At 60.7% G+C, this 18,142-nt stretch carries 14 protein-coding genes; 5 read left to right on the top strand and 9 right to left on the bottom strand.

Going from position 1 to position 18,142, the window contains the following annotated elements:
• The first annotated feature begins 39 nt into the window (after nt 1-39).
• Nucleotides 40-660, top strand: a complete 621-nt coding sequence (locus CFE47_RS29730; protein ID WP_286842565.1) for a TetR/AcrR family transcriptional regulator — start codon at nt 40-42, stop codon at nt 658-660.
• Nucleotides 661-772: 112 nt separating this feature from the next.
• On the opposite strand, the gene preA is transcribed toward CFE47_RS29730, so the two are convergent.
• From preA to hydA, 3 genes are all read right to left on the bottom strand, one after another.
• Nucleotides 773-2,047 (bottom strand): NAD-dependent dihydropyrimidine dehydrogenase subunit PreA, encoded by a 1,275-nt coding sequence (preA, locus tag CFE47_RS29725; RefSeq protein ID WP_286842564.1) that lies wholly within the window; start codon nt 2,045-2,047, stop codon nt 773-775.
• Nucleotides 2,047-3,414 (bottom strand): NAD(P)-dependent oxidoreductase, encoded by a 1,368-nt coding sequence (locus tag CFE47_RS29720; RefSeq protein WP_286842580.1) that lies wholly within the window; start codon nt 3,412-3,414, stop codon nt 2,047-2,049. The genes preA and CFE47_RS29720 overlap by 1 nt, the downstream gene beginning before the upstream one ends.
• Nucleotides 3,415-3,557: 143 nt before the next feature.
• The gene (gene hydA / locus CFE47_RS29715) at nt 3,558-4,997 is read right to left on the bottom strand and encodes a dihydropyrimidinase (RefSeq protein ID WP_286842563.1); all 1,440 of its coding nucleotides are present in this window, start codon (nt 4,995-4,997) and stop codon (nt 3,558-3,560) included.
• Nucleotides 4,998-5,588: 591 nt separating this feature from the next.
• Between hydA and CFE47_RS29710 the strand changes: the two genes are divergently transcribed.
• Together CFE47_RS29710 and CFE47_RS29705 are read left to right on the top strand one after the other, a co-directional pair.
• Nucleotides 5,589-7,076: an NCS1 family nucleobase:cation symporter-1 gene (locus CFE47_RS29710; RefSeq protein ID WP_286842561.1), complete on the top strand. Its 1,488-nt coding sequence runs from the start codon at nt 5,589-5,591 to the stop codon at nt 7,074-7,076.
• 179 nt (nt 7,077-7,255) lie between these two features.
• A complete protein-coding gene (locus tag CFE47_RS29705) occupies nt 7,256-8,539 on the top strand; it encodes a Zn-dependent hydrolase (RefSeq protein WP_286842560.1) in 1,284 nt (427 codons plus the stop codon).
• 78 nt (nt 8,540-8,617) lie between these two features.
• Here the strand turns inward: CFE47_RS29705 and CFE47_RS29700 are convergent, their stop codons facing one another.
• From CFE47_RS29700 to CFE47_RS29690, 3 genes are read right to left on the bottom strand one after another with little or no spacing between them, the layout of a single operon-like run.
• Nucleotides 8,618-10,036: an efflux transporter outer membrane subunit gene (locus tag CFE47_RS29700; RefSeq protein WP_286842559.1), complete on the bottom strand. Its 1,419-nt coding sequence runs from the start codon at nt 10,034-10,036 to the stop codon at nt 8,618-8,620.
• Complete coding sequence (locus CFE47_RS29695) at nt 10,020-11,189, bottom strand: efflux RND transporter periplasmic adaptor subunit (RefSeq protein ID WP_185706398.1); 1,170 nt, start codon at nt 11,187-11,189, stop codon at nt 10,020-10,022. The genes CFE47_RS29700 and CFE47_RS29695 overlap by 17 nt, the downstream gene beginning before the upstream one ends.
• Nucleotides 11,179-14,400: an efflux RND transporter permease subunit gene (locus CFE47_RS29690; RefSeq protein WP_286842558.1), complete on the bottom strand. Its 3,222-nt coding sequence runs from the start codon at nt 14,398-14,400 to the stop codon at nt 11,179-11,181. Before CFE47_RS29690 ends, CFE47_RS29695 begins: the two co-directional genes overlap by 11 nt.
• A 196-nt stretch (nt 14,401-14,596) precedes the next feature.
• Here CFE47_RS29690 and CFE47_RS29685 point away from each other — a divergent pair, with 196 nt between their 5' ends.
• Nucleotides 14,597-15,007, top strand: coding sequence for a PA0061/PA0062 family lipoprotein (locus tag CFE47_RS29685; RefSeq protein ID WP_185706402.1), 411 nt, complete (start codon nt 14,597-14,599; stop codon nt 15,005-15,007).
• Here the strand turns inward: CFE47_RS29685 and CFE47_RS29680 are convergent.
• Nucleotides 15,004-15,162 (bottom strand): hypothetical protein, encoded by a 159-nt coding sequence (locus CFE47_RS29680; RefSeq protein ID WP_185706404.1) that lies wholly within the window; start codon nt 15,160-15,162, stop codon nt 15,004-15,006. The genes CFE47_RS29685 and CFE47_RS29680 overlap by 4 nt on opposite strands.
• A 197-nt stretch (nt 15,163-15,359) precedes the next feature.
• Here CFE47_RS29680 and CFE47_RS29675 point away from each other — a divergent pair, with 197 nt between their 5' ends.
• Nucleotides 15,360-16,022, top strand: coding sequence for a peptidase C39 family protein (locus tag CFE47_RS29675; protein WP_185706406.1), 663 nt, complete (start codon nt 15,360-15,362; stop codon nt 16,020-16,022).
• Between the two features lie 111 nt (nt 16,023-16,133).
• Here CFE47_RS29675 and pbpG read toward each other — a convergent pair whose 3' ends face one another.
• Both pbpG and folD read right to left on the bottom strand, forming a co-directional pair.
• Nucleotides 16,134-17,057, bottom strand: coding sequence for a D-alanyl-D-alanine endopeptidase (gene pbpG / locus CFE47_RS29670; RefSeq protein WP_286842557.1), 924 nt, complete (start codon nt 17,055-17,057; stop codon nt 16,134-16,136).
• A gap of 207 nt (nt 17,058-17,264) precedes the next feature.
• Nucleotides 17,265-18,119: a bifunctional methylenetetrahydrofolate dehydrogenase/methenyltetrahydrofolate cyclohydrolase FolD gene (gene folD, locus CFE47_RS29665; protein WP_286842556.1), complete on the bottom strand. Its 855-nt coding sequence runs from the start codon at nt 18,117-18,119 to the stop codon at nt 17,265-17,267.
• Nucleotides 18,120-18,142: the final 23 nt, after the last annotated feature.

Below are 18,142 nucleotides of genomic sequence, written 5' to 3'. Positions count from 1 at the left end.
ATGGTAGTCTTTAACCCAAGTTGTTGTCAGGGAGCCCTTATGGGCAATCACAAGATCGGAATTCGCCGGGTCAACGTCGAAAAAATCCTGTTGGCGGCGGAGAAAATCTTCGCCGAAAAAGGCTATGGCAGCACCGCCATGGCTGACATCGCCAAAGAAGTGCAACTGCCGCGCTCCAACCTGCATTACTACTTCACCACCAAGAGCGAGCTATACAGCGCGGTGCTGTTCGGCCTGCTGGAACTGTGGAAGCAGGATGCCCTGAGCTTCGAAACCTTCGATGACCCGCGTGTAGTGCTCAGCAGCTACATCCGCGCCAAGATGCAACGCTCGCGCACGCGGCCGTATGGCTCGAAAGTCTGGGCCAACGAAATCATCCATGGCGCCCCCACCTTGGGTGAGGCACTGGATGAAAGCCTGTACGACTGGGCCAAGATGAAGGAAGCGAAAATTCGCCAATGGGTGGAGGACAAACGCATCTTGCCGGTGGAGCCGTCGAGCCTGCTGTACATGATCTGGGCGTCGACCCAGCACTATGCCGATTTTGATCATCAGGTGACGATCTTGAATGATCACCAGCCGTTGTCGGATATGCAGTTTGAGCGGGCGATCCAGACGGTGACGGGGGTGATTTTGCGGGGGATTGGGTTGGAGCCCTAAGAGGTGGGTGAAGGCTAATGGCCCCATCGCAGGCAAGCCAGCTCCCACAGTTGATCGGGTTCACATAGATCCAATGTGGGAGCTGGCTTGCCTGCGATGGCGGTATTAAGGGCTACACAGCTTCCCGATAAGGATTACGCGGATCCTGCGTCCAATTCAAAAACGGCTTGCCCGTGTCCATCGGCACCATCTCGATACAGTCGGCCACCGGGCAGGTGATCTGGCACAGGTTGCAGCCCACACATTCATCGTCAATCACCTCGTATTTGTGCGTGCCATCCGCCAATTTCACACTCTCAATCGCCTGGTGAGAGGTGTCCTCACAGGCAATATGGCAACGTCCACAACCAATGCACGCCGCCTGGTCAATCTTCGCTATCACCTGGTAGTTGATATCCAGGTACTTCCAGTCGGTGGTATTGCCCACCGCGCGCCCGGAAAAATCCTGCAGGCTGGTGTAGCCCTGGCTGTCCATCCATCGCGACAAGCCATCTTTCATCTCATCCACAATCCGAAAGCCGTGCAGCATCGCCGCTGTGCACACCTGCACGGCGCCGCAGCCCAGGGCGACGAATTCGGCGGCATCACGCCAGTTGCCGATGCCGCCAATGCCGCAGATGGGCAGGCCTTGGGTCTGCGGGTCGCGGGCGATCTCGGCGACCATGTTCAGCGCAATGGGCTTGACCGCCGACCCGCAATAACCGCCGTGGGTGCTTTGGGTGCCCACCACGGGGAGCGCGACCATGCGTTCCAGGTCGACGCTGGTGATGGAGTTGATGGTGTTGATCAGCGACACCGCATCCGCGCCGCCGCGATAGGCCGCCCGTGCCGCCACGCGGATGTCGGTGATGTTTGGCGTGAGCTTGACGATCACCGGCAGCGAGCAATAGGTCTTGCACCAGCGTGTCACCTGTTCCACATACTCCGGCACCTGGCCCACCGCCGCGCCCATGCCGCGCTCAGGCATGCCGTGGGGGCAACCGAAGTTCAGCTCGATGCCGTCGCAGCCGGTGGCTTCCACCAACGGCAGGATGTTTTTCCACGATTCCTCCACGCACGGCACCATCAGCGACACGATCAGCGCACGGTCGGGCCAGTCCTTTTTGACCTGGGTGATTTCCCGCAGGTTGATCTCCAGTGAGCGGTCGGTGATCAGCTCGATATTGTTGATGCCCAGTACTTCACGGTTGGCGCCGTAGTGGGCCGAGTAGCGTGACGACACGTTGACCGCCGCCGGGTCTTCGCCCAGGGTTTTCCAGACCACGCCGCCCCAGCCCGCTTCGAAGGCGCGGACCACGTTGTAGGCCTTGTCAGTCGGCGGCGCGGAGGCCAGCCAGAATGGATTGGGGGCTTTGATACCGGCGAATACAATCGAGAGATCGGCCATTACGCAGCCTCCACATTCAGCATGAGTTGGGCGTGCATGGCTTCAGCGGCCAGCTTGCCGTGTTGCACCGCCTGCACGGTGAGGTCCTGGCCGAGGCTGACGCAATCGCCACCGGCATACACGCCAGGAATGCTGGTGCGCAGGTGCTCATCGACAAAAATCCGCTCGCCAACGCGGTGCAGTTGCTGGGCCAGCGGGTCGTGCAAGGCCTCGCTGTCAAACCCTTGGCCGATGGCCTTGAAGATCGCATCGGCAGCCAGTTCGAAGGTTTCGCCGGTAGGGTGCAGGCGGCCGTTCTCCATGCGCGTACGCAGGAAACGCATGCCGCGTACGTGGCCGTTGTCATCCAGCAGCACGGCTTCCGGTTGCGCCCACGTCAGCAGGCGTACCTGATTGGCCTTGGCGATGTCCTGCTCATGCTGCGTGGCCCCCATGTCTGCCAGGCCGCGACGGTAGACGAGGTTGACGTCGCGGGCACCGAGGCGGGCCATTTGCACGGCCATGTCGATGGCGGTATTGCCTGCGCCAAGCACGATGCAGCGGTCGGCCAGGGGCAGTTGGGTGAGGTCGTCGGCTTGGCGCAGTTCGCGGATGTAGTCGGTGGCGGCGAGCAGGCCGGGGGCGTCTTCGTGGGGCAGGCCGAGTTGTTTGCTGGCGGCCAGGCCGAGGCCAAGGAACACCGCGTCGAATTGCTGGTGCAGTTCGCTCAAGGTGAGGTTGTCGCCCAGGCGCTGGCCGTGGCGAATTTCGATGCCACCGATCTGCAGCAGAAAATCCAGTTCTTTCTGGGCGAAGTCATCCACCAGTTTGTACTTGGCGATCCCGTACTCATTCAGGCCGCCGGCCTTTTCCCGCGCTTCGAAGACCACCACGTCATGGCCGTGCAAGGCACTGCGATGGGCACACGCCAAACCCGCGGGCCCGGCACCGACCACGGCGATGCGTTTGCCGGTGGACGCGGCGCGGTGGAAGGGGTGTTCAGTGAAGTGTGCATTGTCCACGGCATAGCGTTGCAACAGACCGATGAGCACCGGGGCACATTCTTCGGTGTTGTTACGCACGCAGGCTTGTTGGCAGAGGATCTCGGTGGGGCAGACCCGGGCACAACTGCCGCCGAGGATGTTGGCCGAGAGAATTTTCTGCGCGGCGCCTTGCACGTTTTCGGTGTGGATATTGCGGATGAACGAAGGGATGTCGATTTCGCTGGGGCACGCATTCACGCACGGCGCGTCGTAGCAATACAGGCAGCGCGAGGCTTCGAGTTGGGCCTGGCGGGCGTTGAGGGGCGGCGCCAGGTCGGTGAAGTGGCTGGCGAGTGTTGGCCCGTCTTCAGTGGGATGGGGGAGGTGGGTCAGGGTCTGGATCACGGTATTGGCCTCACGGTTTTTTGGGTTGCCTCTAGCGGGCATCTTTGTTGCCTGTACTGGCCTCATCGCAGGCAAGCCAGCTCCCACATTTGAATGTGTTCACACATCAGAATGTGGGAGGAGGCTTGCTCCCGAAGGCGGTATCAGCGTTTCACAGCAGTGGGCCTGGAACGCTCGGCCCGCTTGCTTAACTGCTCAAACACCGCCGGGTATGTCGGCCGCTCCACATACCGCCCGGCACCGCGTTCGGCGCGCAGGTCGCCATCGGCCCAGACCAACTTGCCCTGGCTGATGGTGTGGCTCGGCACGCCGCGTACGGTCTTGCCTTCGAAGATGTTGAAGTCGACTTTTTGATGGTGGGTCTTGGCGGAAATCGTCCGCGTACCCTGGGGATCCCACAGCACCAGGTCGGCATCCGCACCCACGCGGATTGCACCTTTGCGTGGGTAGAGGTTGAAGATCTTTGCAGTGTTAGTGGAGGTCAGCGCGACAAACTCCTGCATCGACAAACGCCCGGTGTTGACGCCTTCGTCCCACAGCAGCGCCATGCGGTCTTCGATGCCGGCGGTGCCATTGGGGATCTTGCTGAAGTCGTCGCGCCCGGCGGCTTTTTGCTCGGCGCAGAAGCAGCAGTGATCGGTGGCGGTGGTGTGCAGGTTGCCCGATTGCAGGCCGTGCCACAGCGCTTCCTGGTGCCCACGTGGGCGGAACGGTGGGCTCATCACGTAGCCGGCGGCAGTTTGCCAATCGGGGTGTTGGTAGACACTGTCGTCCAGCAGCAGGTGGCCGGCGAGGACTTCACCGTAGACCGGTTGGCCCTTGCTGCGGGCGTAGGTGATTTCGTCGAGGGCTTCTTTGGTCGAAACGTGCACCAGGTACAGCGGGGTGCCAATGGTTTCGGCAATCCGTATCGCGCGGCTGGCCGCTTCGCCTTCCACCTGTGAGGGCCGTGAGAGCGGGTGCGCCTCCGGCCCGGTGATGCCTTGGGCCATCAATTTGCGTTGCAGGTGGTACACCAACTCGCCGTTTTCCGCATGCACGGTGGGCACTGCGCCCAGCTCCAGGCAGCGCTCGAAACTGGCGACCAGGGTGTCATCGGCCGCCATGATCGCGTTCTTGTAGGCCATGAAATGCTTGAAGCTGTTGATGCCGTGTTGGCTGACCAGCTCGGCCATTTCCTCGCGCACCTGCTCGCTCCACCAGGTGATTGCCACGTGAAAACCGTAGTCGGATGCGGACTTCTCCGCCCAGCCGCGCCACTGGTGAAACGCTTCCAGCAGGGATTGCTGCGGGTTGGGGATCACGAAGTCGATAATCGACGTGGTGCCACCTGCCAAGCCCGCCGCCGTGCCACTGAAAAAGTCTTCACTGGCCACGGTGCCCATGAAGGGCAGTTGCATGTGAGTGTGGGGATCGATGCCGCCGGGCATCAAGTATTGGCCGCTGCCATCGAGTGTTTCAGTGCCGGCGGGAATATCCAGATTCGTACCAATAGCCCGAATTAGACCGCCTGCGCATAACACATCGGCGCGGTAACTTTCATCATGGGTAATAACGGTGGCGCCACGGATCAACAGCGACATGTCGAGTTCCTCACAGGCTTGACCGGCTTGTGCCAGTTCTAAGTGTTGTAATGCTGCTTACCGATGGTCGATTAATTCCTGTCATCGGTGACAGGAATAGAAACTAGCCCGAGTTTTTCGATTGGGCAAGAAGATTTTTTATAAGCTTATATCTTGTTTAAGACATTGATTTATAAGAATAAAAAGTACGAATCACCAAAATGTGGCAGCCTTTCACCATTTTGACGCACTTGACAGGTTACTAAATTGAGCAACATTTCTTATTGCAAATCAGACGCTTGAGACATGCCTCTTGACGAGGGCGGTAAATAAAAATAATTGTGTTGCACCAGATTGAGTCCTGATGGTTCGGGCAACTATCGCGTTATTTAGCCTGAGTAACGTGGCAAGTACTCAACGCTCAATTGGAAAGCTGATAAACATCAGTAAGTTATATAAGCGGTGCGGGTGCGGTAACGGTTGTCGGCACGGTTATTGAGTGCAGTGGCGGCTGGCCGGACCCGTGATGTCATGTTGTTTACGAGGTACTCCGGCCATCCAGTGCACAGCGTTGGATGAGCAACAATAATTCGAAAAAACCGTGGAGCGGCCATGCAACAGAACAGATCGCAAGTCATTGAACGCAACGGCCTGTACGAACTCGACGCCGGCCCCGACGTCCTCGACAGCCCGCGCTACAACCACGACATGGCACCGACCAAGGTGAACGAACGAACCTGGAACAAATGGCACATCACCGCGCTGTGGGTCGGCATGTCGATCTGCGTGCCCACCTATACGTTGGGCGGGGTGCTGACCGCGTACTTCGGGTTGTCGGTGGGGGAGGCGCTGATGGCGATCCTGCTGGCCAATATCGTGGTGTTGATCCCGCTGACCCTTAACGCGTTTCCCGGTACCAAGTACGGCATCCCGTTTCCCGTACTGTTGCGCTCATCGTTTGGCATTCTCGGTTCCAACGTGCCGTGTTTGATTCGAGCGCTGGTGGCGTGTGGCTGGTTTGGTATCCAGACGATGTTCGGCGGGCTGGCGATTCACCTGTTCCTGGGCTCGATTTTCGAGGGTTGGAAGTCCCTTGGCGGCACCGGAGAAGTGATTGGTTTCATGATTTTCTGGTGCCTGAATTTGTGGGTGGTGCTACGTGGCGCCGAGTCGATCAAGCGCCTGGAAACGTTGTCCGCACCGCTGCTGGTGGCCGTGGGTATCGGCCTGTTGGTGTGGGCGATGCCCAATGTGTCTCTTAGCGAGTTGATGGCGATCCCGCCCAAACGCCCCGAAGGCGCGAGCCTTACCGGTTACTTCATGGCCGGCCTGACGGCGATGGTGGGGTTCTGGGCCACCTTGTCCCTGAACATTCCCGACTTCAGCCGCTACGCCAAAAGCCAGAAAGACCAGATTCTGGGGCAGATCTTCGGCCTGCCGCTGACCATGTTCCTGTTCGCCGCCCTTGGCGTGATCATGACCGCCGCATCGGTAAAACTGGTGGGTGTGAGCGTGTCCGACCCGGTGACCTTGATCGGGCATATCCAGAGCCCGGTGTGGGTGGCGATCGCCATGGCGCTGATCATCATCGCCACCTTGTCCACCAACACGGCGGCCAACATTGTCTCGCCCACCAATGACTTCCAGAACATCGCGCCGAAGCTGATCAACCGCACCACGGCGGTGATCCTCACCGGGCTGGTGGGGTTGGCGCTGATGGCGCATGAGCTGCTGAAAAAGCTGGGGTTGATCGTTTCCGATGTGAGCCTGGAAACCGTCTATTCCAATTGGTTGCTCGGTTACTCAAGCCTGCTGGGGCCGATCGCCGGGATCATGGTGGTGGACTATTTTATCACCCGCAAACAGCAACTCGACCTGGCCGGTTTGTACCGCGATGACGTGTACCCGGCGTGGAACTGGAGCGGGTTTATCGCGTTTGGCGTGCCGGTGGTGTTGACGTTGCTGTCGTTGGGCAGCGATGCGTTCAGCTGGTTCTACAGCTACGGCTGGTTTACCGGTTCGGCGTTGGGTGGGCTGTTGTATTACGGCCTGAATGCCAAGCGCGGGGCCAGCCCTGTCGCCGTGAAAACACCGCTGTAAATAAGTTGAAATGCAATCCAAGTGTGGGAGCGGGCTTGCTCGCGAATGCGGTCTTCCAGGCGACATTTGCAGCGACTGACACGGCCCTTTCGCGAGCAAGCCCGCTCCCACACGTTTGCCTGTATTCCAAAGCTGGAACTGAGTCAATTCATAAGAACATACAGCCTGAGGAGATCCCCATGAACGCTGCGCTCGACGTTCTGCAGTCCACCCATCAGCACATCAACCGCGACCGCTTGTGGCAGTCCCTGATGGACTTGGCCAAGCTCGGTGCTACGCCCAAGGGCGGTGTGTGCCGCCTGGCCCTCACCGACCTTGATCGCAAAGCCCGCGACCTGTTCGTGCAGTGGTGCGAGGACGCTGGCTGCACCGTGACCGTTGACGGTATCGGCAACATCTTCGCCCGTCGCCCCGGTCGCAATCCCAACCTGCCGCCGGTGATGACCGGCAGCCATATCGACACCCAGCCCACTGGCGGCAAGTTTGATGGCTGCTTTGGTGTGCTGGCCGGGGTGGAAGTGCTGCGCACCCTCAACGACCTGAACGTGGAAACCGAAGCGCCGCTGGAAGTCGTGGTGTGGACCAATGAAGAAGGTTCGCGTTTTCCGCCGTGCATGATGGGCTCGGGGGTGTTTGCCGAGAAATTCAGCTTGGCGGATACCTTGGCCAAGGTCGACGCGGACGGAATCTCCGTTGGGGATGCGTTGAATGCCATCGGCTATGCGGGTACTCGCCCGGAAAGCGGCCACAAGGTCGGCGCATATTTCGAAGCGCATATCGAACAAGGGCCGATTCTTGAGGATGAGAAAAAAACCATCGGTGTGGTGTTAGGCGCGCTGGGGCAGAAGTGGTTTGACCTCAAATTGCGTGGCGTTGAAGCCCATGCGGGGCCGACACCGATGCACTTGCGCAAGGACGCCCTGGTAGGCGCGGCGGCAGTGGTGGCTGCGGTGAATGCGGCTGCACTGGGGCATCAGCCGCATGCATGTGGCACGGTGGGTTGCCTGCAAGCGTATCCCGGCTCACGCAACGTGATTCCAGGCGAAGTGCGCATGACCCTGGACTTCCGCCACCTGGAACCGGCACGGTTGGATTCGATGATTGCCGAGGTGCGCAAGGTGATCGATGACACCTGTGCCAAGCACGGTCTGAGTTTTGAAATGGAGCCCACGGCCGACTTCCCACCGCTGTACTTCGATAAAGGCTGCGTGGACGCCGTGCGCGATGCCGCGAATGGGTTGGGCCTCTCCAACATGGACATCGTCAGCGGGGCAGGGCATGACGCGATCTTCGTCGCCGAGCTGGGCCCGGCGGGGATGATCTTTGTGCCGTGTGAGGGCGGCATCAGCCATAACGAAATCGAGAATGCCGCGCCGGATGATCTGGCGGCGGGATGTGCGGTGTTGCTTAGGGCAATGGTGGCTGCCTCCGCCGCAATCGCCAGCGGTAAACTCGCCGCCTGAAATGCTTGTAGTGAGCGGGCTTGCCCCGCGCTGGGGGGCGGTGCGACGATTCGACAAGCCCGCTCACTACAAGGGCGTTTAGGCTGGGGGTTGCCAGCCACCTCCGAGGGCTGTGATCAGGCCGACACTCGCCTGCAACTGCCGCGTCTGCACCGCCTGTAACGTCCTTTGCGCCTGCAACGCGGCCGTCTGCGCGGTCACCACATCCAAGTAGCTCACCGCGCCCGCCTGGTAGCTGTTCATTGCCAGCGCTTGGGTGTGCTGCGCCGCATCCGCTGCAGCCTGTTCATCCTGGGCCTCCTGCTGCAAATCCCGCAGTTGCCCCAGGTTGTCTTCCACTTCGCGGATGGCTTTCAGCACATGGCTGCGGTATTGCGCCGAGGCTTCTTCGAACTCGGCCTTGGCCTGGCGTTCATTAGCGCTCAAGCGCCCGCCATCAAAGATCGGCAGGTTGACCAGCGGCCCCAGCGCCCAATAACGATTGCCCGCCGAAAACAAGTTGCCGACGCCCTGGGTCTGCCCGCCAATCAATCCGGTCAAGCTGAAATCCGGGTACCACGCTGCCTTGGCCACGCCAATATTGGCGTTGGCGGCAAACACCCGGCGTTCTGCCGCCGCGATATCCGGGCGGCGTTGCAGCAGGTGGCTGGGCAATTGTGAAGGGATGCCCGGCAACGCGATCAACTGCGGGCTCGGCGGCAACGTAAAGTTGCTGGCCGCCACGCCCACCAGTTCACCCATTGCGTGTTCAGTGAGGTTGCGTTGGCCTTGCACTTCGTCCAATTGCGCCTTGGCTTCAGCCAGTTGGTTTTGCGCACGCGTCAGGTCCAGCTCCGAAGCGATCTGGCCTTCATAGCGGCTACGCGTCAGTTGCAGCGCCTGGCTGAAATCCTCCAGCGAACTGTTCAGAATCCGCGCCTGCGCGTCCAGCCCATTGAGCTGCACATACAGGCTTGCCAGTTGATGCTGCAAGCTCAGGCGTGCTACCGCCAAGTCATCGCCGGACGCTTGCGCCTGGGCATCGCCGGCTGAGACTTGGTTACGAATCTTGCCCCACAGGTCCAAGTCATAGCTCAACGAAAACCCTGCGGTGTTGCTGTTGTATACCGAGGGCTGCGTGCTGCCGCGCAATGGTCGCGTATCCGATTGCCGCTGGCGCAGCGGTTGCGCACTGGCGGTAATTTGCGGGAACAGCCCGGCGTGCAATTGGCTGGCGTACGCCTGGGACGCATCGAAGTGCGCAAGTGCAGCCGCCAAGTCCGGGTTGGCCTTGAGCAACTGCTGCTGCAGGTCATTCAGGCGCGAGTCGTTGTAGAGCTTCCACCATTCAGGCGCCAGTTGGTCGGACGGTTGCGCACTGTGCCACGGGCCGTCGCTGGTTTGTTCACGGTAGCCGGCGGGCAGGTCAACCGTGGGCACCTTGTAGGTCGGTGCCATCGAACAACCCTGCAATGCCAGCAGCATCAATGCCGCGAGGGGGTTAAGCCTTGGGCGCATGCGCACCTCCAGAGGCATCGGCCAGCTGCACCGGGTCACCTTCGCGCAGGGCGTCGGGCGGGTTGTCGACCACGCGGTCGGCGGGTTTAAGGCCTTGGTCGATCACCAGGCGCTCACCGAGGTCCAGGCCGATGTGGATGGTTTGCAGGTGCACGTGGTTGTGCGCGTCGAGCACCGCGACCTGCGTACCTTGGGCACGGAAGATCAGGGCGCTGGCAGGAATGCTCACGCCGTGGGTGTCGGCTGGAATCGGCAGCGTGGCTTCGGCGTAATCACCGGGCAGCAGTTCGCCGTTGGGGTTGTCGGCCACGAACTGCGCAAGCAGGGTGCCGGAGCGGCGGTCGATGGCGGTGGAGTCGCCGATCAGGCGCGCCTTGAAGTGCTCGCCAGGATGCTCGGGCACCGTCAGTTCGGCTTCAAGGCCTGGGTGGATGACCGCCGCGTAGTTCTGCGGCACCGGTACGTACAGGCGCAATTGGTGGGTGTCGGCGATGTTGAACAGCTCCGGATCGCTGTCGGTATCGGCCTTGATCAACTGGCCGATGTCGGTGTTACGCGCGGTGATGGTGCCGGCAAATGGCGCACGGATTGTCTTGTAGCTTTCCAGCGCCGACAGCCGCGCATAGTCGGCAGCAGCGGCCTCGGCGTTGGCCTTGGCGGCAGCGGCGTTGGAGGTTTTCTCATCGGCCTCCTGGCGTGAAACCGAGTGGCTGGCGAGCAGGTTTTGCCAGCGTGTGGCGGTAGTTTCGGCCAGGCGCGCGTTGGCCTGTTCCTGAATCAGCCGGGCGTGGGTTTGCGCCATTTGCTGGTCCAGGTCCGGGCTGTCGATTTCGGCCAGGATTTGCCCGGCTTTGACTTGGGTGCCGATGTCGGCTTTCCAGTCCTTCAAGTAGCCGCTGACCCGGGCATGGATCGGCGCCTTGCTCCAGGCTTCCAGGTGCGCCGGCAAGCGTAGGGTGTCGCCGGCGGCGTTCTGTTGCGGTTGGAACACCATCACTTGCGGGATGGCGGCGGTCTCTGTCCAGGCGGTCACCGATTGTTCGTGCAACGTGCGGGCATGCAGGCCGTTGGCGACCAACAGGGCAGCCAGAGTCAGGCCGCCGACACCCATGAGCATCAGACGCTTGCGCGAGGGTTTGTGATCAGACGACATGTGGGGTTTCTCCTGCAACAGCGCGAGTAGGGTGACGCCCGTGGACCAGGCTGAAGACCACGGGTACAAACAGCAGGGTGGCGATGGTGGCGAAGATCAACCCACCGATCACCGCCCGGCCTAGGGGGGCGTTTTGTTCTTCGGAAATGGCCAGCGGCAACATGCCGATGATCATTGCCAGGGCAGTCATGCACACCGGACGGAAGCGCGTGTAGCCGGCCTCCATTGCAGCCTTGAGCGCATCGCCATGTTCTGCCAGGCGTTCACGGCAGAAGCTCACCACCAGGATCGAGTTGGCGGTGGCCACGCCCATGCACAAGATGGCGCCGGTCAGTGCCGGTACCGAGAGCGAGGTGCCGCTGAGGAACAGCATCCACACGATCCCCGCCAGTGCGGCCGGCAGCGCCGTAATGATCACGAACGGGTCGGCCCAGGATTGGAAGTTGACCACGATCAGCAGGTAGATCAGTACCACCGCGCCGAGCAGGCCGAAGCTCAAGCCGCTGAACGCTTCATGCAGCGCATCGATCTGCCCATGCAGGCTGATCACTGCGCCTTTGGGGCGCATGGAGGCGGTGTCATCCAGCACCTTTTGCACGTCGCGCGCCACACCACCGAGGTCGCGACCTTGTACGTTGGCGTACAAATCCAGGGTCGGTTCGATGTTGTAGTGGGTCACGACCGCCGGGCTTTCCACCCGTGAAATGCTCGCCACGCCGCCGAGGATCTGCGACTGGCCGTCGGCACCAGTTACCGGCAACGCTTCCAGTGACGGCAAGCTGTCGAGGCGGTATTGCGGCGTGGCGGCGACGATGGAGTACGACACGCCGTTGGCCGGGTTGAGCCAGAACGTGGGAGCGGTCTGCGAGCTGCCGGCCAGGGACGCGACCATGCTGTTGGTGACGTCGCGCTCGGTGATGCCCAAGCCGTTGGCGCGCATGCGGTCAACGTTGACCTGCAACGACGGGTAGCCGGTGGATTGCTGGATGCGCAGGTCGGCAATGCCCGGCACGTGTTGCAAGCGGCGCTCAAGCTCTACCGCGTACGCACGGTTTTCTTCATCGCTGCGTCCGGAGATCTTCACGTCCAGCGGGGCAGGGGCGCCGAAGTTGAGGATCTGGCTGCTGATGTCCGCTGGCAGGAACGCGAAGTGGCTGCCGGGGAAACTTTGCGGCAGGGCTTCGCGCAGTTTTTTCACGTAGTCGGCAGTCGGTGCATGGTCCTTTTTCAGGGTGACCTGGATGTCGCCATCCTGCGGGCCGATGGTGCCGCTGCTGCTGTAGGCCATGTCGATGCCGCTGAGCGGGATGCCGATGTTGTCGACGATGGTGTCGAGTTCTTCGGCGGGGATCACTTCGCGAATTCGCGCTTCGATACGGTCGAAAGCCGCGGCGCTTTCTTCGATGCGCGTGCCCAGCGGCAGGCGCACATGCAGCGCGAGGGCGCCAGCGTCAGTGGCCGGGAAGAAGTCCTGGCCCAGGCTTGGCAGCAGCAGGAACGAGGCGAGTACGCAGGCCAGGAAGCCGACGATAAAGCGCTTGCGATTGCCCAGCGCAAGCATCAACAAACCATGGTAGGTGTCGCGGATATTCGAGAAGTGGCGCTCGAAACCCTGCTGGAAATTCAGCACCGATTGCAGCACGGCATTGCGCGGTTTGGTGTGCTGCTCGCCCTCGTGGTGGTTGATGAATTCATCTTCCGGGTGATGCCCCGCACCTTGCTCCGGTACATGGGGCTTGAGCAGGAACATTGCCAGGGTCGGCACCAAGGTGCGCGAGAGGATGAACGAACTGGCCATGGCAAAGATCACCGCCAGCGCCATCGGCCGGAACAGGTAGCCGGCGATGCCTTGCAGCAGGAACATCGGCACGAACACGATGCAGATGCACAGCAGCGAGACGAACGCGGGGCCGACGATTTGCGCGGCGCCGTCGAGGATCGCGGTCTTCACCGCTTTGCCTTGCTCCAGGTGCCAGTTGATGTTTTCGATGGTCACCGTGGCGTCGTCCACCAGGATGCCCACGGCCAACGCCAGCCCGCCCAGCGTCATCACGTTGAGGGTTTGCCCGCTGACTGCCAGCAGTGCGATGGCCGACAAGACTGCCAAGGGAATTGAGGCGGCGATGATCAGTGTCGAACGCCAGCTGCCGAGGAACAGCAGGATCATCGCGCTGGTCAGCAGGGCGGCGATGATGCCTTCCTGGGCCACGCTGCCCACCGATTGCTTGACGAACACCGAGGCGTCACCCAGCAACGAGGTCTTCAGCGACGGCGGCAGTGTTTCGTTGATGCGCGGCAGCATCTGGCGGATGCCGTCGATGATAGAAAGGGTGGAGATGCTGCCGTTTTTCAATGCCGGCATCAGCACGGCGCGGTGGCCGTCGACACGCACGATGTTGGTTTGCGGCGGCGAGCCATCGCGCACGTGGGCCACTTGGCCGATGGTGATCAGCGCGCCGTCGACCGTCTTGATCGGCAGGTCGTTGAGTTCATCGATGGCCTTGGGGCTGTTGTTGAGCAGGATCGTGTATTCGTTGGGGCCGAGTTTGGCAGTGCCCACCGGGATGATCTGGTTTTGCAGCGCCAGCGCGTTACCCACGTCCTGAGCCGACAGGCCTTTGGCGGCCAGTGCTTGCGGGTCAAGGTCGAGGGTGATCTGGCGTTGCTTGCCGCCCATGGGCGTCGGCATGGCCAGGCCGGGTAGGGCGCTGAGGGGCAGGCGGATATTGTTCTGCACCAGGTCGCGGATCTTGGCTTCCGAGAGGCTGGGGCTGGAGAACGCCATCTGCAAAATCGGCACCGTGGAGGCGCTGTAGTTGAGGATCAGCGGCGGCGTGATGCCCGGTGGCATCTGCTTGAGCACGGTTTGTGAAACGGCGGTCACTTGGGCGTTGGCGGTGCGGATGTCCACGCCCGGTTGGAAGAAGATCTTGACGATGCCCATGCCGGGCAGCGATTGCGATTCGATGTGTTCAATGTCGTTGACGGTGGTGCTCAGGGAGCGTTCGTAGGTGTAGATCACCCGACCGGCCATGGCGTCCGGCGACAAGCCGTTGTACTGCCAGACCACGGCGACCACGGGGATGCCGATATCGGGAAAAACATCCGTAGGGGTTCGCAGGGCCGCCATCGGCCCGATGATGCAGATGAATATGGCCAACACGATAAACGTGTACGGCTTTTGCAGTGCGGTCTTTACCAGCCCGAGCATGCGTGAACCTCCATTGGAGCAGGATTGCAAACCCCGGCAGTCTTGCCCGACCCACCTAACACGCACCTTTCAGCCAGGTGAAGGAACATTTAGTTAAGGGCTGAAGATCGTTTCATATGTATTCATTTGTTCTACACAGGTCGGCTCCTCAAGCTTGTAACCCATTGGACACATCGTCTTTCTTTGGAGCCCTGCCATGTCACTCAAACCTCTTTTGTTGATTCCAGCCCTTGGTGCTGTGCTGTTGTTGTCGGCGTGTGCCGGCCCGATTCCCAAAGCCGACCCGAGCGAAGCCTGGATCGGCTTGAAGGAAGAAGCGCCGAACGATCTGATGGCTGAACGCGTAGACGGCAAGCGCGTGGATGACGGGCGCTTTTTTGAAGTGACCCCGGGGGACCATCGCCTGGACGTGACGTTGTTCGAAGAGGAGCCAGGCGACGACAACCAGCAGGACTGCCAGGGCCGAGTGGAGTACAAGGATTTCAAGGCGGGTGAGCATTACACCCTGGTGGAATCAAGCCTGGGCACCACCGTGCGCGCATCCCTGAAGGATGGTCACGGCAAGGAAGTCGCGGCGACTCAGGACTTCAATTGCATGCCTGGCTAAGCGTGGCGCACCGCTGCCTTGTGAGGTTTAGCAGGTGCAGCGGGTTTGACGTGGGGGTGGTGCCGGCGGGTAATGCGCAATACCCCCCACAACATGGCGCCGGCAACTGCCAGCCAACCGCAGATCAACAGGATAATCGTTGCAGCAAGGCTCATTTGGGCCTCCTTTCGCCCCGTCCGGGGCACACACAGTCTTCTCAATGGACAGTCTAGCCACCTGGCGGTTGCCTGCTATTGACCAATGGTCGAGTCCGTCCAACTTCTTTGCTATATGCGCGCCGCCGTTCTCCTACAGAAACGCGATTGGGCTATGATCTGGGCCCTTACCGGCAGTTGATCAAGAGAGTAAAAAATTGCGGTTACGGTCGAACGTTAAATCATCGTGGGTATTGGCCTGTGCCTTGGGGCTTGCAGCCTGTTCCGGGCACCCGTCCAAGCTGCCGGGCCTGCCGGAGCGTGTCGAGCTCAATGGCGTGCCTACCTTTCGCAGCGAGGCTTATCAAAGTGGTCCTAGCGCTTTAGCCAGCATGCTGTCGCAACAAGGCATTGTCATGACACCGGGCTTGCTGGATAAGCCGCTGCATTTGCCAGGCGGCGAAGCGGACCTTGAGCGCAACATGCAAGTGTTGGCGCGAGAGTACGGGCTGATGGTGTACCCGTTGGACGCCAAGCTGACGGCGGTACTGGCGCAGGTGGCGGCGGGTTACCCGGTGATGGCGCGGGTGGGCGGCGGGATTTGGTCGGACGCGCGCTACGTGGTTGTAGTGGGGTTCAACCAACAGAAGAGTACGGTGTTGCTGCGCTCGGGCATGGACCGGCGTTTGTTGATGAGCTTCAGCGACTTTGAATCGAAGTGGAAAAGCGCTGGGAGTTGGGCAATCCTCACTCAGCGTCCGAGCCAGTTGCCGGCCAATGTGGATGCCCAGCGCTGGCGTGATGCTGCCAATGCAACGGCCCAGGCCGGGCAGGAGCGTGCGGCGGCGCAGGCGCTTAAAGTGTTGGCTGAGACCAAGTAAAAAAGTACACCTGAGATCTAATGTGGGAGCGGGCTTGCCCGCGATAGCGATGCCCCAGTCACTCATTCATTGACTGATACGGCGCGATCACAGGCAAGCCCGCTCCCCTATTTAGCGACTGGCTTCTGCTGCGTTAGGACGGTTCTTCAAGTTCTTGTCGGCCTTGTAGCGCAACGCTACGTCCGGTACCGAGCCACTTTTGCCGGTTTCAACCCAATTACGAATCCGGCCCGCATCCGCAAAGTGGGTGAACTTGCCAAACGCATCCAGGATCACCAGCGACACCGGACGATTACCCATGCTGGTCACCAGCACCAGGCAGTGGCCGGCCTGGTTGGTGAAGCCGGTCTTGGTCAGCTTGATATCCCAGTTGGCGCGATTGATCAGGTGGTCGGTGTTGGAGAAACCCAAGGTGTAGTTGGGCTTGCGGAACGAAACGGTCTTTTCCTTGGTGGTGCTCAACTGGCTGAGCATCGGATAGTGGCGTGCGGCGGCCAGCAGTTTGCTCAAGTCACGGGCAGTGGATACGTTGTGGATCGACAGGCCGGTGGGTTCCACATAGTGGGTGCTGGTCATGCCCAGCGCCTTGGCCTTGGCGTTCATCGCCGCGATAAACGCTGGGTAGCCGCCCGGGTAGTGGTGGGCCAGGCTGGCGGCGGCACGGTTTTCCGAGGACATCAGGGCGATCAGCAGCATTTCTTTACGCGGCATTTCGCTGCCGATCTTCACGCGGGAGAACACGCCTTTCATTTCTGGCGTGTCCTTGATGTTGATGTCGATGTACTCGTCCATGTTCTGCTTGGCTTCCAGCACGATCAGGCCGGTCATCAGCTTGCTCACCGAGGCGATGGGGACCACCACGTCGGGGTTGCTGGAATAAATGACCTTGTTGGTCTGCAGGTCCACCAGCATGGCGCTGCCTGAAGCGATCTGCAGCTTGGACGTGTCACGCGGGGCCTGGGTGGTCTCGGCGGCGTGCGCGAAGGTGCCTGTAAATGCAAAAAATAGGCTGATGAGAGAGAGACGAATTTTCACGCGGATGAACTCGCTAAAAGTAAGGAAATACCGTTCGGGAACGGGTTATATGACAAATGCCGTTACATTTTAGGAGTATGGATCAGAAACTGTCGAATGTTCTTCTGAAAGCAGACGAAAGTGCCTAAAAACTAAGAAAAAACGGGTTTTATTGCGGCCAATAAAAAGCCCTGCGATAAGGCAGGGCTTTTTCAGTACCGCTGGTTATTAGTCGTGCAAGGTTTCTGCAGCGTACAGCGTGTTTTCCAGCAGGCAGGCACGGGTCATCGGGCCCACACCTCCAGGGACCGGTGTGATCCAGCCAGCGCGGGGCAGGGCGGTTTCGTACACCACGTCGCCCACCAGCTTGCCGTCTTCCTGGCGGTTGATGCCCACGTCGATAACGATGGCGCCTTCCTTGATCCACTCACCCTTGACCAGGCCTGGCTTGCCGGCGGCGACAACCACCAGGTCGGCTCGCCCGACGTGGCCGGCGAGGTCTTTGGTGAAGCGGTGGGTGACGGTCACGGTGCAGCCGGCCAGCAGCAGTTCCATGGCCATCGGGCGACCGACGATGTTGGACGCGCCGACGACAACGGCATCGAGGCCGTAAAGGTCGACACCGGTGCTTTCCAGCAGGGTCATGATGCCTTTCGGGGTGCACGGGCGCAGCAGCGGGATACGCTGGGCCAGGCGGCCGACGTTATAAGGGTGGAAACCGTCGACGTCTTTGTCCGGGCGGATACGCTCCAGCAATTTGGATGCATCCAGGTGTTCCGGCAGTGGCAGTTGCAGCAGGATGCCGTCGATGCCAGCGTCGTCGTTGAGGCCATCGATCAGGTCGGTAAGCGCCTGTTGGGAGGTCTCGGCAGGCAGGTCGTAGGCCTTGGAAATAAAGCCGACCTCTTCACAGTCTTTACGCTTGTGCGAGACATAAACCTGAGAGGCAGGATCGCTGCCGACCAGGATCACCGCGAGACCAGGCGTGCGCAGGCCTTGCTGGCTGCGCTCGGTGACTCGTTTGGCGATCTGCTGGCGCAGGCTGGCGGCGATTGATTTGCCGTCGATAAGTTGTGCAGTCATTACGCGTGATTAACCATCGAGAG

Source organism: Pseudomonas sp. PGPPP1 (assembly GCF_002255865.1).
Lineage (GTDB): Bacteria > Pseudomonadota > Gammaproteobacteria > Pseudomonadales > Pseudomonadaceae > Aquipseudomonas > Aquipseudomonas cremoris.
This window is presented reverse-complemented; position numbering and strand designations above follow the sequence as displayed.

Coding starts and splice junctions, on each gene's coding strand:
- CFE47_RS29730 (WP_286842565.1), top strand. CDS start 40: ATGGGCAATCACAAGATCGGAATTCGCCGGGTCAACGTCGAAAAAATC.
- preA (WP_286842564.1), bottom strand. CDS start 2,047: ATGGCCGATCTCTCGATTGTATTCGCCGGTATCAAAGCCCCCAATCCA.
- hydA (WP_286842563.1), bottom strand. CDS start 4,997: ATGTCGCTGTTGATCCGTGGCGCCACCGTTATTACCCATGATGAAAGT.
- CFE47_RS29710 (WP_286842561.1), top strand. CDS start 5,589: ATGCAACAGAACAGATCGCAAGTCATTGAACGCAACGGCCTGTACGAA.
- CFE47_RS29705 (WP_286842560.1), top strand. CDS start 7,256: ATGAACGCTGCGCTCGACGTTCTGCAGTCCACCCATCAGCACATCAAC.
- CFE47_RS29700 (WP_286842559.1), bottom strand. CDS start 10,036: ATGCGCCCAAGGCTTAACCCCCTCGCGGCATTGATGCTGCTGGCATTG.
- CFE47_RS29695 (WP_185706398.1), bottom strand. CDS start 11,189: ATGTCGTCTGATCACAAACCCTCGCGCAAGCGTCTGATGCTCATGGGT.
- CFE47_RS29690 (WP_286842558.1), bottom strand. CDS start 14,400: ATGCTCGGGCTGGTAAAGACCGCACTGCAAAAGCCGTACACGTTTATC.
- CFE47_RS29685 (WP_185706402.1), top strand. CDS start 14,597: ATGTCACTCAAACCTCTTTTGTTGATTCCAGCCCTTGGTGCTGTGCTG.
- CFE47_RS29680 (WP_185706404.1), bottom strand. CDS start 15,162: ATGAGCCTTGCTGCAACGATTATCCTGTTGATCTGCGGTTGGCTGGCA.
- folD (WP_286842556.1), bottom strand. CDS start 18,119: ATGACTGCACAACTTATCGACGGCAAATCAATCGCCGCCAGCCTGCGC.